This is a genomic window from Aureibacillus halotolerans (assembly GCF_004363045.1).
GTDB classification, from domain to species: domain Bacteria; phylum Bacillota; class Bacilli; order Bacillales; family DSM-28697; genus Aureibacillus; species Aureibacillus halotolerans.
This window is the reverse complement of the sequence record NZ_SNYJ01000004.1, coordinates 92,029-105,979: the sequence shown is the minus strand read 5'-3', so window position 1 is coordinate 105,979 and position 13,951 is coordinate 92,029. Positions and strand designations below refer to the sequence as shown.

The 13,951-nt window shown below is 42.3% G+C and carries 11 protein-coding genes; 6 read left to right on the top strand and 5 right to left on the bottom strand.

Annotation, left to right across the window (positions count from 1 at the left end):
* Positions 1-14: 14 nt before the first annotated feature.
* From EV213_RS06465 to EV213_RS06445, 5 genes are all read right to left on the bottom strand, one after another.
* The gene (locus tag EV213_RS06465; protein ID WP_166639186.1) at positions 15-1,169 is read right to left on the bottom strand and encodes a response regulator transcription factor; all 1,155 of its coding nucleotides are present in this window, start codon (positions 1,167-1,169) and stop codon (positions 15-17) included.
* Positions 1,162-2,859 (bottom strand): sensor histidine kinase, encoded by a 1,698-nt coding sequence (locus EV213_RS06460; protein WP_166639185.1) that lies wholly within the window; start codon positions 2,857-2,859, stop codon positions 1,162-1,164. Before EV213_RS06460 ends, EV213_RS06465 begins: the two co-directional genes overlap by 8 nt.
* 58 nt (positions 2,860-2,917) lie before the next feature.
* Positions 2,918-4,576, bottom strand: coding sequence for an extracellular solute-binding protein (locus tag EV213_RS06455; RefSeq protein ID WP_133579692.1), 1,659 nt, complete (start codon positions 4,574-4,576; stop codon positions 2,918-2,920).
* Positions 4,577-4,826: 250 nt separating this feature from the next.
* On the bottom strand, positions 4,827-6,032 hold the full coding sequence (locus EV213_RS06450) for an MFS transporter (RefSeq protein WP_133579691.1): 1,206 nt from the start codon (positions 6,030-6,032) through the stop codon (positions 4,827-4,829).
* Positions 6,029-7,072 carry an ArsR/SmtB family transcription factor gene (locus EV213_RS06445; RefSeq protein WP_133579690.1) on the bottom strand — a complete coding sequence of 348 codons (1,044 nt, stop codon included), beginning with the start codon at positions 7,070-7,072 and terminating at the stop codon, positions 6,029-6,031. The genes EV213_RS06450 and EV213_RS06445 overlap by 4 nt, the downstream gene beginning before the upstream one ends.
* Positions 7,073-7,406: 334 nt before the next feature.
* Here EV213_RS06445 and EV213_RS06440 point away from each other — a divergent pair, with 334 nt between their 5' ends.
* The 6 genes from EV213_RS06440 to EV213_RS06415 all read left to right on the top strand — a co-directional run bounded on the left by EV213_RS06440 (position 7,407) and on the right by EV213_RS06415 (position 13,875).
* Positions 7,407-8,189, top strand: a complete 783-nt coding sequence (locus tag EV213_RS06440; protein WP_133579689.1) for an AAC(3) family N-acetyltransferase — start codon at positions 7,407-7,409, stop codon at positions 8,187-8,189.
* Between the two features lie 239 nt (positions 8,190-8,428).
* The gene (locus tag EV213_RS06435) at positions 8,429-9,406 is read left to right on the top strand and encodes an aldo/keto reductase (RefSeq protein ID WP_133579688.1); all 978 of its coding nucleotides are present in this window, start codon (positions 8,429-8,431) and stop codon (positions 9,404-9,406) included.
* A 264-nt stretch (positions 9,407-9,670) separates the two neighbouring features.
* Complete coding sequence (locus EV213_RS06430; RefSeq protein ID WP_133579857.1) at positions 9,671-10,213, top strand: DUF420 domain-containing protein; 543 nt, start codon at positions 9,671-9,673, stop codon at positions 10,211-10,213.
* 71 nt (positions 10,214-10,284) lie between these two features.
* Positions 10,285-10,683, top strand: a complete 399-nt coding sequence (locus EV213_RS06425; RefSeq protein WP_133579687.1) for a GNAT family N-acetyltransferase — start codon at positions 10,285-10,287, stop codon at positions 10,681-10,683.
* Positions 10,684-11,438: 755 nt separating this feature from the next.
* The gene (locus EV213_RS06420; RefSeq protein ID WP_133579686.1) at positions 11,439-12,770 is read left to right on the top strand and encodes a hemolysin family protein; all 1,332 of its coding nucleotides are present in this window, start codon (positions 11,439-11,441) and stop codon (positions 12,768-12,770) included.
* Between the two features lie 52 nt (positions 12,771-12,822).
* A complete protein-coding gene (locus EV213_RS06415) occupies positions 12,823-13,875 on the top strand; it encodes a hemolysin family protein (RefSeq protein WP_133579685.1) in 1,053 nt (350 codons plus the stop codon).
* Positions 13,876-13,951: the final 76 nt, after the last annotated feature.

Genomic DNA, 13,951 nt, shown 5'->3' with positions numbered 1-13,951 from the left:
TGTGAGCAAGCAGCTCACGAATAATGGTGTCTGTATTCCGCAGGCGTTTTCCCATAATGCTTGCGAAACACGCGGATAAAATAGGATGCGTCCCGAAAACCAAGCGTCCCAGCAATGTCGGTGATTTTTTGGTTTGTTTCTGTAAGTCGCTGTGAGGCAAGCAGCATCCTGTAATGCAGGACGTAAGAGCTAAAGCTTTGACCAGTTTCTTGCTTGAATATTTTTGAGAGATACGTAGGGTTCAAAAACACGTGATTTGCTGTATCCTGCAAAGTGATGGAATGCTGAATTTTGCCTTCTATATATTTTTTGGCCTGCGTGACAGCGAAGGTGGTTGAATTGCATGATAGTTGATTCGTTTGCGCCAAGCAATCCTGAAAATAGCTTGCGAGATCAAAGGGAAATGTTCCCCATGGACTCACTGCAATATGTGAAGTGTTCATCTGTACGGCAAGGTCTTTCATTAGCGCTTCTCTTTCAAGTGCATCATCGAGGTATTCTCTACTATGAAATGGTGAGGCACAAAGGTACACCGCATACCCATCGACCGTACCATGCCAGAAGGAGAACAAACTCTTCATTAACAATGGTGCTGTTTGGTCGACTGCTGTAGCGGGGCGAACGACCATACAAAAAGGTGTCCCATACTGCACAGAAGCATCTAAAGGAAGATATTCGTCGAGCAAATCTTCAGTCGTTTTTTTAGGTGAAAGGAGGTGTTTAATAGACGCGCTAATTTCATTCGACTGATACAACTCCATCGTGTGTAATGCTTCATTTAATGAGGCATAGTGTTGACCATCATAAGAGCGCTGAACCGCTTTTTGTACAGCATCAAGGAGGTCTTCATCAGCAACGGGCTTTAGAAGGTAGCTCACAGTCTGTAACTCAAGCGCTTGCTGTGCATAGTGAAAATCGGCATATCCTGAAAGCAAAATGCTCTGAAGCGACTGCTCTTTGGAAAGGGTTTTAATTAGTTCTAGGCCATTCATGCCAGGCATGCGTATGTCCGTCACTAAAACGTCCACTTTCTGACGTTGAGCAAGCGTCAACGCTTCGGCAGCGGATTGTGCTGTAATGACATGATCAATATCGACTTGACTCCATGTGAGGAGTTTTAGCCCTTCAACAGTGGCCCACTCGTCATCAACGATCATCAAGCTAGCCATCCTCATTCCTCCTCTTGTTCCAAATCAGAACAACCGTCAATCCACCTTCAGCATTTGACTGCAACGTCGTACTTCCACCAGGAAGATGGTGAACCATCCGCTGATGGACATTCCATAACCCGATCTGGCTTTGGGGGGCAATAGAACTGTATATCTTCTCACGAAGGTCAATAAGCGCGTGGTTTTCCATTCCTTGGCCATTGTCACTTACGGCAATGAATAGCTGCTCGCCATCCTCTTGAATGGAAACCGTAATACGACCATGACCGGTCAACGAATTCATACCATGCTCAACGGCGTTTTCTACTAAAGGCTGCAACAAAAGTCGAGGAATCCGAATGGTTCGCATATGCTCTGGGAGTGAGATCTCGTAACTGAGATGTCTTACCCTCAGTTGATGAATGTTTAAGAAGCTTCCGGCAAACTTACACTCCTCTTCAAGCGTGGCGTGGGTTAGTTGATTTTGCGTCATATAACGATAATAATGGCCTAAGTGCAATGCCATGGCTTCGACAGCATCATTATGGCGAATTTTTGCCATATTTTTAATATAAAACAAACTATTGTACAAGAAATGCGGGTTGATTTGATATTGCAGTTGGCGCAATGTCGCTTCCTGTGAGTGGATCTTCTGCTGCAGCACTTCTTCAATTAATTCCTGCGTTCGAGCTGCCATTTGATTAAAGCTCATAAACACATACCGAAACTCGTTTTTCATATCCTTCTCTAGGCGAACAGAGTAATCGCCTCGACGAATTCGCTGAATGCCTTGAATTAAAGATCGTATTGGAACATGCACGTGACGATACAATAAAATAGCTGCCAATAGACCGACGGATACGAGCAGGGCGATGGAGCCATAAAACCACGCACGTGACACGGTAATCGGTGCTAGGAGCGTATCTAGCCGAATAAAGTCAACAAGCTGCCATCCATCTATTGACGATTGCAAATAGCTGACATGATACGTTTGATCGTCCGCTTTAAGTCTTGTGGTCCCTTGAGCGTCTGAAAAAAGTAAGGAAGACAACGCTGGGAATGACGATAGTTGGGTGCGATCGTCAGAAATAATACCGTGCTCTTTGTGGTATAAAAAAGGTGAAGCGGTTACATTGTCGTTCATGTCAATTGATGCGAGCAGCTCGCGAATATAATCTGCAGGGAAGTTCGCTTCGATCACTAAGGACGCTGCATCTCTTTTGGCATAGGACGGACGGTTAATTTGATAGTAAAAGGCGTCTTCTTCCGGCACATAGGTCCAATTCCCGGTGTTGTCTAACAATGGCGTATCATGGACGGGACGATCATTAACACGCAATAACAGCGCTTTGTCCCCATCATAGATAGCGATGTCCCCGAGGAAGGTGTTTGTTTGACGATATAACTTCAATTTCTCAAATAAATTTCTCCGGATCATAACTTGTTCATACGGGGTATATAAGGAAAGATTTTTAAGCTGGTTCACCTGTGAATCAACGCTAAGCGTCACGAGAAGCTTTGCGAGCTGTTCCATATTGGTTTCTAATTGATGGAGTGTGATCGCCAAGCGGTCAATCACCCGTTGATCCGTTTGTTCCCGGATGACTTGCTCACTTACATGGTTTGAATACGCATATAAAAAGACGATAGGGGCCAGGAGGGCGATCACGAGCCCTATCGTCTTTTGGAAGACATTAAACGTTTGGTTCAATAGCTCCATCCCCTTTCTTAACGAAAGTATACGGGATGTTCTTTTTCATTAGCGAGAATTATTTTACAGACTCGTACCACGCATTCACTTCTTCAGTGATCGTGTCGCCTCCGGAGGATTTCCATTTCTCTACAAACTCGTCATAGGCATCGACCGGCAACTCCCCATAGATGATTTTGTTGTAGGTTTCCTTCCACATCGTCGTAAGGGCATCCCCTCGAGATTTCATCGTGTCAGTTGGAGGTCCAAGGAAAAGACTTGGCATTTTTATGTCCATTTCATCAACGACAATTTTTGCAGCATGTCGCATTCCTTCTGGGTAACGAATGGCAATACGTTTTTCAAACGGCGTCTCTGCTTCACGGTCGGTAAGTGCAGCTAAAGAGTTAATATACACCGATGGCTTTCGAGCCGCATCAAAGGTTAATGTGTATTTTTCGGCAGGGACGAGATCTTCTTCTGAAGTCGCCACATACAAAGGCTGGCCATCTTCCATCAAATAATCATAACCTTCGAAAAAGCCAAATTCGAATTCACTGCCCTCGGCGGGGTCAGCATAATGATCAAACAGGTAGTTTTGATAGACGAAGAAAGCTTGAATTTGTTTTTCTGTGGCATCTTTGTTAATAAGGACAACGCCGTTATGGCTTGTCAAACCCCCACCTTTCCCAGACTCTCCATCCGGCCCAGTAGGCATATGATAGGCTTTGACCTCAGCTCCAGCCACGTTTTCCGCTAGATCCTTGAAAATCCAATCGGGTAGGTAATGTGGACCTGCCATAATACCTGCGTTGCCCGCTGAAAAAAGCTCACTTGCTTTAAAAGCATCCCATAAGCCAACTTCAGGATGCATGTAGCCGCTTTCCATCCAGCTGTGCAATGTGGAAAGCCCTTTTTTTACATCAGGATTAGTAAAGCCATTAACGAGAGTGCCGTCATCTCCCTCCAGCCAAGCGTTTGGCATCGTACCGTACGCGCCGAACACCCAACTGCCATCAGATATCCACGTATTTACATCAGTAGCAAGACCAAATGTGACGCCATACGTGTCGTCCTCGCCGTTGCCGTCGGGATCTTGTGTCACAAATGCTTCCATCATAGCTTCATAATCTTCTAAGGTTTCTGGAGGATCGATCCCGAGCTTCTTACGCCAGTCCTCACGGATAAACATGACACTGTCGCCGTTGCCATTGTAATCAAGGATGGGGATGCCGTATTTTTTCCCATCTCTCATATACGGCTGCCAGGCTTTCGGGTCATTTTCCATCGCTTCTTTCCATGATTCAGAGGCGTACTTATCAAACACTTCACCGACATCTAAAAATAGCTGTGAGTCAATCAAGTCTTGAGCCACATTGCTGCGTAATGGAAGGACGTCAGGCATTTTCTCCCCAGCAGATAAGGCAAGCTGCAATTTTGTATCAAAGGTATCGCCTGGACCACTTGTTGTCCAAAGGTAATCAAATTCAAGGTTGAAGCTGTCTTTTGCCCATTGCGTGACGACATTGTCTTCAATGGACTCCCCATCTTTAAACGTAATATCAGAACTGATATGTTTGATGAGGGAGAGTGTAACAGGTTCATCAAAACGTTCGGGAAGCTCTTCAGCGGATGCAACAGGTTCGATATCAGGCTCTTGTGGTTGTTGTGTCTCCTGACTCGTGCATCCTGCCACTAGCAAGAGCAGACCGGCGAAAAAACTAACCATCTTTTTCATTTAAATCGCCCCTTTTTCTAATGATAAAGCGCTTACATATTTAGTTTATTTCATTTTCCTAATCGTGGATATATGAAAACGTTTAGGTTTATAGAAAGATCTTTGGCTCTTAGGTCTATGCAAGCGGTTATACGCTCGCTTTTCACAACGTTTAGTTAAGGAGTCTCGCGATTAACTAAGGCACTGACTCAAGAAACATGTAAGGTTCATCGACGATCATTTGTATCATTTTTAGAGAGGCGAGTGTTCATTACGAAACCGCGGATTTCTTGGCCTTTGTTAAAGTTTTGAAGAGGAAAAACACCCCGGGTAAAACAATCAATGTACCGATAACTACGTATAGTTGACGTGTGCTTAAATTTAGGAAGGACGTCGAGGCGAATAAAATTCCTAACGGCATCGTCACTCGAAGGAAGAGCAAGCGAACAGCACTAAGCTGCGTCAAACGATCTCGAGGCGCTTCACGCTGAAAAATGGCTGCGCTTTGAGCGTTAAATAGAGGAAATAACAGTCCTCCCAGTAATTCACACAACCACGCTAATGGAATAGTGGTTACAAAAAACAAAAGGATAAATGAAAAACCTCCTCCGATTAAACCGATGTACATCGTAGGCTCGTTTTTTGGGAGCTTTGCGACCAGCACCATTCCAATGGCATACCCGATTGGGAATGCGCCCGAGAAGAGTGCATATTCCCATGCCTCTCCATTAAGGTCTCCACGAATAAAAGGAACACCTACAACCAGCGTTGCTCCAACCGCAAATCGCACAATTGAAGAGAGCAACGTGAGTCGTAAAAGATTAGAATGTTGAAAAAACAAAGTGTACCCTTTTTTCATTTCTTCCCACCAAAAACGTTTTGTCCATGCAGCTACTGTCTCCACACTTGATTGCGGGAGTCGCGAAAGTGCTAAATAGCTAGCTAGAAACATTATAGAGGAGACGCCATAAATGAAATGCATAGGCATCAATAGTAACAGTAGGGACGTCATGCCAGGAGCGATAAAGCTCATTAATCGGATCGTTCCATCAAGTAAACCATTTGCTTCAGCAAGCTCTTTCTCTTCACAAATATCAGGCAGAAGCGAAAAAGAGAGGCTTGCGTAAATGGGTTGAAGCAAGCCTAACAAACTTTGCAAAATGATTAGCCCCACAACAATACCAATCGTGTTCCCGAAAACGAATCCGACGAAAGGAATCAAATAGGCGGCAGCACGAACGATTTGGATGTTCTTAAGCATTTTTTCTTTGACGACATGATTGAGAAAAGGAGCACTCAGACCTTGTAACACTAAAGATGGTATGAAATAAACCAGCCAAAGTGCGCCCATCCACTCCTTCGAACCTGTGATTTCATAGAGGATGAAGCCATTGATAATTGCCCCGGCGGCTCCACCAAACTCGGATATAATCTCACCGACCCAAAGGGCTTTAAATGATGTAGAGCATCGTTTCATTCGTGAAGCCCCAGATACTTTGGAAGCCCTGCAGAAAAGGAATGAATCTGTGTAGGATTTAGCGAATAAACCCCTTTTTCAGCGCGAACAAACTTTGCTGCTTTTAAGATTGAAAGCTGATGGTGGAGTGTGGTTTTAGATATACTGAACTGTACGCTCAACTCTTGAAGCGATAAAGGACCTTTGACAAGCTGGTAAAGCAACCTCAATCGGAGTTCATCTCCTAATGCCTTATGACTCCGAACTAAAGCTGTAGGAGGCACTCCTGGTTCTATTAAATAGTCTTCGTTCAAGGGGTAAAAGAAAAGCTTTGTATTCGCTGTGCGGTTTTCTAATACCCAAGGTCGATAGGAGGCATGTGGGATTAATTTTACAGTCCAAATAGAAGGCTCGGGGTAATATTGAACGCCACCTGTAATTCTTTCGATGGCTTCAATCGGTTTAGTGAGATCCACTGACCGATGTCGCTTGCTTTCATATGTAAGGGCCTGGAGCCATTGTTTCCAGTCCGGATGTTGGCTTATCCAATTTTCCCACTCTTGAAGCGTCGTTGTGAATAAAACGCAAATGTCTCGATATGAATAATGACCAAGGCTACGTACATATCCGCCTAAATATTCATGTGTTTCAAAACACGAGGCATACGTCTCAAACATTTCTTTTTTATCATGATGTTTCGACGTTTGTTTTCTTTTTGCCTCAGTCTCTCGATCTTTGTATGGGAGAAGCATCTCGTAAAAATCATCCACCTCAATTTCATAAAGTAGATTCGAAAACTCTTGAACAGACGATGCTGGATGCTCATTCTGAAGCATTATAAGCCCGAACCATAAATTCGTTTCTTGTATTTCCTTCAAACGCTCTACGAGTATCGGTGACATTGAGACTAGGTAGGACTCCCATGCTTTATCCATATCAAACGTGTGTCTTAGGTTTTCATAAGTGTATCCTGCAATACCAAGAATCATTTCCCAAACCGGTGACCATTCTACTTCTAAGGTAATGGACTCGGTTGGTTGTGGGGAATAAAGATACTTCATAAAAAAAGACCTCCTCAGTGTTTTGTGTTGTTAATAATTCTATAATAATAGAATAATTTATTCAATATAATTCGAATAAAAATCGAAAAATAATGCTTGATCAAATTCTTAAGTAAATTGCAGAATGAATACCACACGCTAGATGGGTTCATGTTCCCCTTATGCGCTTGAATGGATTAGTATTTCAAACTGCATGATATTCCAATCGGATTAGAGTAAAAAAAAGAGATGTAGTGTTATTGAGTATTCTTTTCTATAAAATGATAGAGAAGGGGTTTTTGTTTGGGATGGAATAGATGAGGAATATAAATTCTTACATTTGAAGGTGTGGAAGATGACATTACAAACTAAAAAATCAATGATAAGTGATTTGGAACAGTTAGGCGTCAAAAAGGGGATGACTTTAATTGTTCATTCTTCATTAAAGTCCTTAGGAGATGTAGTAGGAGGACCTGTTAGTGTAATTTTAGCTTTAGAAGAGGCAGTAGGAGTGGAAGGAAATCTTGTTATGCCCACTCAAACTGAACATTTGTGTGAGCCAACGGAGAATAACGATAATTTGAGTGAGGACGAAATAAGAATCATTAAAGATAATTTGCCGATATATTACCCTGACCTGACACCAACGTCATATATGGGTATTATTCCTGAACTATTCCGTAAACAGAATGGAGTACTAAGGAGTTCACATCCGCATGTCTCATTTTCTGCCTGGGGAAAAGATGCCAAAAGGATAATCGGAAATCATGATTTGAATTATGCATTAAATAAAGATTCTCCGTTAGGGAAAATTTATGATTTAGAGGGCTATATTTTATTTATTGGAGCTCCTACGAATTCGAATACGTCATTGCATCTGGCAGAGTACAGTCAGAAGAACACGTACATTCAACCGAAAGTCTGGGGTGTGAAACTTTTGATAGAGGGAAGAGAGCAATGGAGTACGTATAATGATATTAATAATGAATCTGATGACTTTGGCCAGATTTTTAATGAATTCAATTCTGCTACCGGTTTGGTCAAGAAAGGATCGATAGGGGAAGCTGAAAGTTTTTTGATGCCTCAAAAAAATATTGTTGATTTTTCTGTGGATTGGATGAACAAGAATAGGAAGTGAGAGTAACTTAACAATAAAACGTACTATTTTGCGCTTTTGCTTTTGATTGTTTTTGTTCACCCAATTGGTAGATACGCTGTTCTTTATAGTGGGTGAAGTCGGAGCCCTAGCTTAGACTTCTAAAAACTATGTTTCCCTTGCTAAGGGGATGGTTTTTTTCAAAGCATATATTTTGAACATTTCGAAGCGAATGTCTATATTGAAAATAGGACGATACTACATAGAATGGAGGAAGGTACATGAAATACGCTACTCTTGGAAGAACGGGAATGAAGGTTAGTCGCTTATGTCTTGGCACGATGAATTTTGGTGTAGAAACAGATGAAAAAGAATCGTTTGCCATCATGGATGCGGCTGTGGATGCAGGGATCAATTTTTTTGACACGGCCAACGTGTATGGTCGGGAAAACCCTGGCAGGACGGAGGAAATCATTGGGCGTTGGTTTGCTCAAGGTGGAGGTCGCCGCGAGAAGGTCATTTTAGCGACAAAGGTGTTTGGCAAAATGAACGAAGAGAATGAAGGACCGAACAATGAGCGTGGCTTATCAACGTATAAAATACGCCGTCATTTAGAAGCTTCATTAAAGCGTTTACAAACGGATCATATTGATCTATACCAAATGCACCACATCGCACGTAACGTCTCATGGGACGAGCTTTGGGGCACTTTTGAACGTGAAGTCAATGCGGGCAAAATCGACTATATAGGCTCTAGCAACTTTGCAGGCTGGCATCTTGTTAAAGCACAGGCTGCCGCACAGGCGCGCCATTTTCTTGGTTTGGTAAGTGAGCAGCACAAGTTTAGCCTGTTAAACCGCCTTCCTGAGCTGGAGGTGCTCCCCGCAGCAGAAGACCTTGGCATTGGTGTCATCGCATGGAGTCCATTGGATGGTGGTCTTCTCGGAGGGAGTGCCCTTACCTCATCTCCAGGGAAGCGTACTGCCAGAAATCAAGAGGGTATAGAAAAGCATCGCAGTAAACTGGAGGCATTTTCGGCCCTGTGTAAGGAGATTGGGGAAAAAGAAGCAGATGTTGCCCTGGCTTGGACATTAACACGCCCTGGAATGACTGGGCCTATCATCGGTCCAAGAAGCATCGAGCAGCTAGAAAACACGCTGCGTGTGACTGAAATTGAATTAAGTGATGAAGTACTGGTCAAGTTGGACGACATTTTCCCAGGTCCAGGTGGAAGAGCACCAGAAGCGTATGCATGGTAAGTGTGCAAAAACCAACTTGAATTAAACATGCGTAATGCGTATTGAACAAAGCGAGCGTTTATGAAGCCATGAATGAGAGGGAAAATAACCATTCCCCTCCATTTAGTGGCTTTTTGTCGTGACCACACCTTTACAGGTTTGCTATTCAGTCAATCTGCCCATGCTAAAAAGACACATTCCATTCATAGTTCAGGGCTTTGGGAAAGAACTCTGTATGCTAAGATGGAGGAGAAAGTTACGATTGGAAAGGGGCTCTATCAACCAATGCAGGATCAAACGGTCACACCTAGAAAAAGAAATTATAAGCCATTTATCATTACGGTTTCGATCGTCATTAACGTATTAGTCCTTGTGCTCTCAGGAATGCCTGGATATCAAGGTGACGTGCCTTTTGATATGCATGTACTGCCGATGCTCAATGCCATTTTTAACAGCTTCACATTTGTCTTTCTGCTGATTGCGTTCATTGCTATCATAAAGAAGAAAGTGAACGTCCACCGTGGTTTTATTTATGCCGCCTTCGGTAGTACATCGCTTTTTCTTATGACGTATGTGACCTATCATTTTCTAGCGGAATCCACCTCGTTTGGTGGCCCACAATGGCTAGCGTATATTTACTATTTTATTTTAATTTCGCACATTGTTCTTGCGGCGGCGATTGTCCCGCTTGTGCTCATTACCGTGACCAGAGCATGGAACATGGACTACCCAAAGCATCGTAAAATTGCTCGTTGGACGATGCCTCTATGGCTTTATGTAAGTCTTACGGGTGTCCTTGTGTACGTGCTGATCTCTCCTTATTACTAAAAAAGCTTGAATCGTCCCATAAAATATGGCAGACTATATCACATTCAACTGAAACAAGGGGATGAACGGCGATGGAGGTCACCTATGAAATAAATGGCAACGTGGAGGCAGGAGAGCTGAGCCGTGTGTATGCATCGTCAGGAATGAAACGTCCTGTGGATGACCCGGAACGTCTTGCTCGTATGCTGGCTAATGCCAACTTGGTCGTTTCCGCAAGAATTAATGGGGAATTGATTGGCGTTGCACGTTGTTTAACAGATTTCAGTTACAGCTGTTTTGTTTCCTGTCTTGCGGTTTCGAAAGAAGCACAGGGAAAAGGGGTCGGCAGGCAACTTCTGGAGCATGTCAAGCAGGCAGTCGGTGAAGAGGCAGCAGTCGATTTGTACTCTACGCCTATCGCCATGACATATTACCCTCACTTAGGATTTGATACAATGGACAACGCGTTTCGTCTGCCACGAAAAAAATAATGAGTTATAAAGTGCTGCCTAAAAGGTAGCACTTTTTTGGTGCGCGTTATTTCTAGGATGTGTCTGAAAACTCATCACGTTTAATTTGAAAATAGCAGCGACGTAAACAAACGCTAGGAAAGACTTGCCCAACTTGTTGTAACGAGTAGACACACGGAAATAGTGATTTATTTTATTGGAAAAGCACTCAACTAAGTGGCTTTGGGTGAATCCCCTTAGCCGACAATATAAAAAAAACGAGTGGTCCCTTTGATGTATTTATTCGAAATGAGTTCCTCAGAAGCTCCATTCTTGACGAAATAAGAAATGTTGTATTAAAGTTTTGTAAATTTTATGTGTCAGAGTTAACGAATCTCTTTTTTTTGCTTATTAAATTCTGTATACTTTTCTCTAATACTGTTCCAGTGGGAAGGGCTCCTAATATTCGGTGCGATCTTTCTTTGAATCTCTGGACAGTAATACAATAACAAAATGTTAAAAAGACTGGGGGGACTAACATTGGGAAGGCGTTATTGCACACTCGTTACTTGGAAGAAGTAAGCTCCGTTCCAAAAGTTCATATGAGAAGAAACAATACCATTCTTTCTGTTCATCCCTTCATCTTTCCTATAAGGAATGTGCTACTACGTAAGAGGATGGCTTAAAGACAGAATGTGCTATTGTAAAATCTTATCTCCTACTAAAGAGAAATGGACTTGAAAGTAAGTGTATTATTCAAAACTTGTGGAGGTGAATCCCTCACTGGAGGGAAATAATTGGATTTAATTACAATAGCTAATCTTGTTCTGCTTGTCATTTTACTAGCACTAACGGCTTTCTTTGTTGCTTCTGAGTTTGCGGTTGTAAAGATTCGTAGTTCGAGGATTGAACAATTAATCGCAGAGGGAAATAAAAAAGCAGTTGTGGCCAAAAAAGTAACTCAAAATCTAGACTACTATTTATCAGCCTGTCAGCTAGGTATTACTGTGACAGCTTTAGGTCTTGGAGCCCTTGGTAAACCGGCTGTAAGCAGCATCTTGTATCCTGTTTTTGACTTTTTCAATGTTTCAGAATCGTTATCTTCAGTTATTTCGTATGCTTTAGCTTTTATGCTCGTGACGTATTTGCACGTGGTCATTGGCGAAATGGCCCCGAAGACCTTGGCCATCCAGTTTTCAGAAAAGATGACACTTCTGTTGGCCAGTCCCTTGTATTGGTTTGGGAAAATTATGTTTCCTTTTATCTTGACGTTAAACGGTGCTTCGCAAATTTTGTTAAGAATGTTTGGTGTCAAACCAATGGGACATGATCAATCCTATACAGAGGAAGAATTAAAAATTATTATGACCCAAAGCTATCAGGGTGGAGAAATCGACAGAGAAGATCTGCAATATATGGAAAATGTTTTTTCTTTTGATGAACATGTAGCAAAAGACATCATGCTTCCACGAACAGAGATAGTAACGGTCCATCAAGATATGACAAAGGAAGAGCTCGTCGCGGTAGTCGATGAACATAACTATACGAGATACCCGGTCATTGAAGGTGGAGACAAGGATAGAATCATTGGTGTGGTCAACGCAAAAAAAATGCTTCAAGCCATTGTTGCCGGTCAAGATGTAGATATGGGAACGTATATGCGCGACCTTCCCTTTATTTTAGAAGCAACTCGTATTCAAGACGCGATGCAGAAAATGCAACAGGAGAAAGTCCATATGGCTGTTGTTATAGATGAATACGGTGGGACATCAGGTATCGTCACAATGGAAGAGGTCATTGAAGAATTAGTCGGTGAAATTCGCGATGAGTTTGATGAAGATGAAGAAGCGGATATTGAAAAGGTAGGAACCGGTGAGTATGTCATTAATGGTCGTGTCTTACTAGATGATTTGGAAGAGCAATTTGGACTGGAATTTGATGGCCCTGAGAATATTGATACGATCGGTGGCTGGTTGCAATACAAGACCCAGGTTATTGATGGCACCAAACAAAAGACGGATGTTCAACTTGAAGAACATATATGGTCGGTGTTTGAAGTAGATAACCTTCAAATTAAAAAAGTAAAGTTTTATCAACACGCTGATAAAACTCGTCTAGAGCAAGCGTAATAAGCAATTACAAACCATGGAGGTGAATCCCTCTCAGGTTGAGAGGGAATAATTGGACCCAATTATTTTCGTTAATTTATTTCTTGTAGCTGTATTTATTTTGATGACCGCTCTTTTTGTTGGTGGAGAGTTCGCTATTCTTAAAGTCCGTATGTCACGAATTGACCAGCTCATTTCTGAAGGGAACAAGAAGGCCGTTTTAGCTAAAAAAGTCGCGCAAGAACTGGATTATTATTTATCGGCGTGTCAGTTAGGAATCACCATTACAGCTCTAATCTTAGGGGCGTTAGGTGAACCAACTGTGCAAAGAATGCTTCAACCAGTATTTGAACACTACAGTGTTCCTGATGCGATGGCAACAGCTCTTTCCTATGCAATCGCACTTGCGATAGTCACCTTTCTCCACGTAGTGATTGGAGAACTGGCGCCAAAAACATTAGCGATTCAATTTCCTGAGAAGATGACGTTATTATTAGCCCCACCGCTTTATTGGTTCGGTGTCATTATGGGACCAGCTATACGTATATTAAATGGTTCATCACAACGTATCCTCGGTTGGTTCGGAGTTAAACCAGCAGGGCATGAAACCGTGTATTCGGAAGAGGAACTGAAGCTCATTGTTTCTGATAGTTATAAGGGCGGAGAAATCAATAAAACAGAGCTTGCTTATTTAGAAAACTTTTTTTCATTTGATGGAAGAACGTTAAGTGAAATCATGGTGCCTAAAGAACAAGTCATCATGTTAAAGGCCGAAATGGATTTAGATGAAATCCTTCAAGTGCTTAATCAATATGATTACACCCGTTATCCAGTCATGAAAAGCAACAAATTGATTGGATTTGTGAATACAAAGGAAATGTTAACGAGTATTGCAGCGGGTCGAAATGGTGGAATTGAGCAGTTTCTGCATCATATCCCCCGAGTTAAGGAGTCAATGTTTATCCGTGACGTCTTCATAAAAATGAAGCAAACGCGCACCCATATGGCTGTTGTGAAGGATGAACATGGGGATCTAGTTGGATTAGTGACAATGGAGGACATCCTCACCGAAATTGTTGGTGAAATGAATGAAAACCATGACGGAAATGTCGGTTTTGCTACTTAAAAACGTAGCTTGATCGAATAGTAATTGCATTTAATACAGCTCTCTCTAAAGTGATTGGTTTATTCGTAATCGCTTT

Bases quoted from the DNA above. Each gene is read 5' to 3' on its own strand.
- EV213_RS06440 (WP_133579689.1), top strand. From the start codon at position 7,407: ATGACATTACAAACTAAAAAATCAATGATAAGTGATTTGGAACAGTTA.
- EV213_RS06435 (WP_133579688.1), top strand. From the start codon at position 8,429: ATGAAATACGCTACTCTTGGAAGAACGGGAATGAAGGTTAGTCGCTTA.
- EV213_RS06450 (WP_133579691.1), bottom strand. From the start codon at position 6,032: ATGAAACGATGCTCTACATCATTTAAAGCCCTTTGGGTCGGTGAGATT.
- EV213_RS06445 (WP_133579690.1), bottom strand. From the start codon at position 7,072: ATGAAGTATCTTTATTCCCCACAACCAACCGAGTCCATTACCTTAGAA.
- EV213_RS06465 (WP_166639186.1), bottom strand. From the start codon at position 1,169: ATGGCTAGCTTGATGATCGTTGATGACGAGTGGGCCACTGTTGAAGGG.
- EV213_RS06425 (WP_133579687.1), top strand. From the start codon at position 10,285: ATGGAGGTCACCTATGAAATAAATGGCAACGTGGAGGCAGGAGAGCTG.
- EV213_RS06430 (WP_133579857.1), top strand. From the start codon at position 9,671: ATGCAGGATCAAACGGTCACACCTAGAAAAAGAAATTATAAGCCATTT.
- EV213_RS06455 (WP_133579692.1), bottom strand. From the start codon at position 4,576: ATGAAAAAGATGGTTAGTTTTTTCGCCGGTCTGCTCTTGCTAGTGGCA.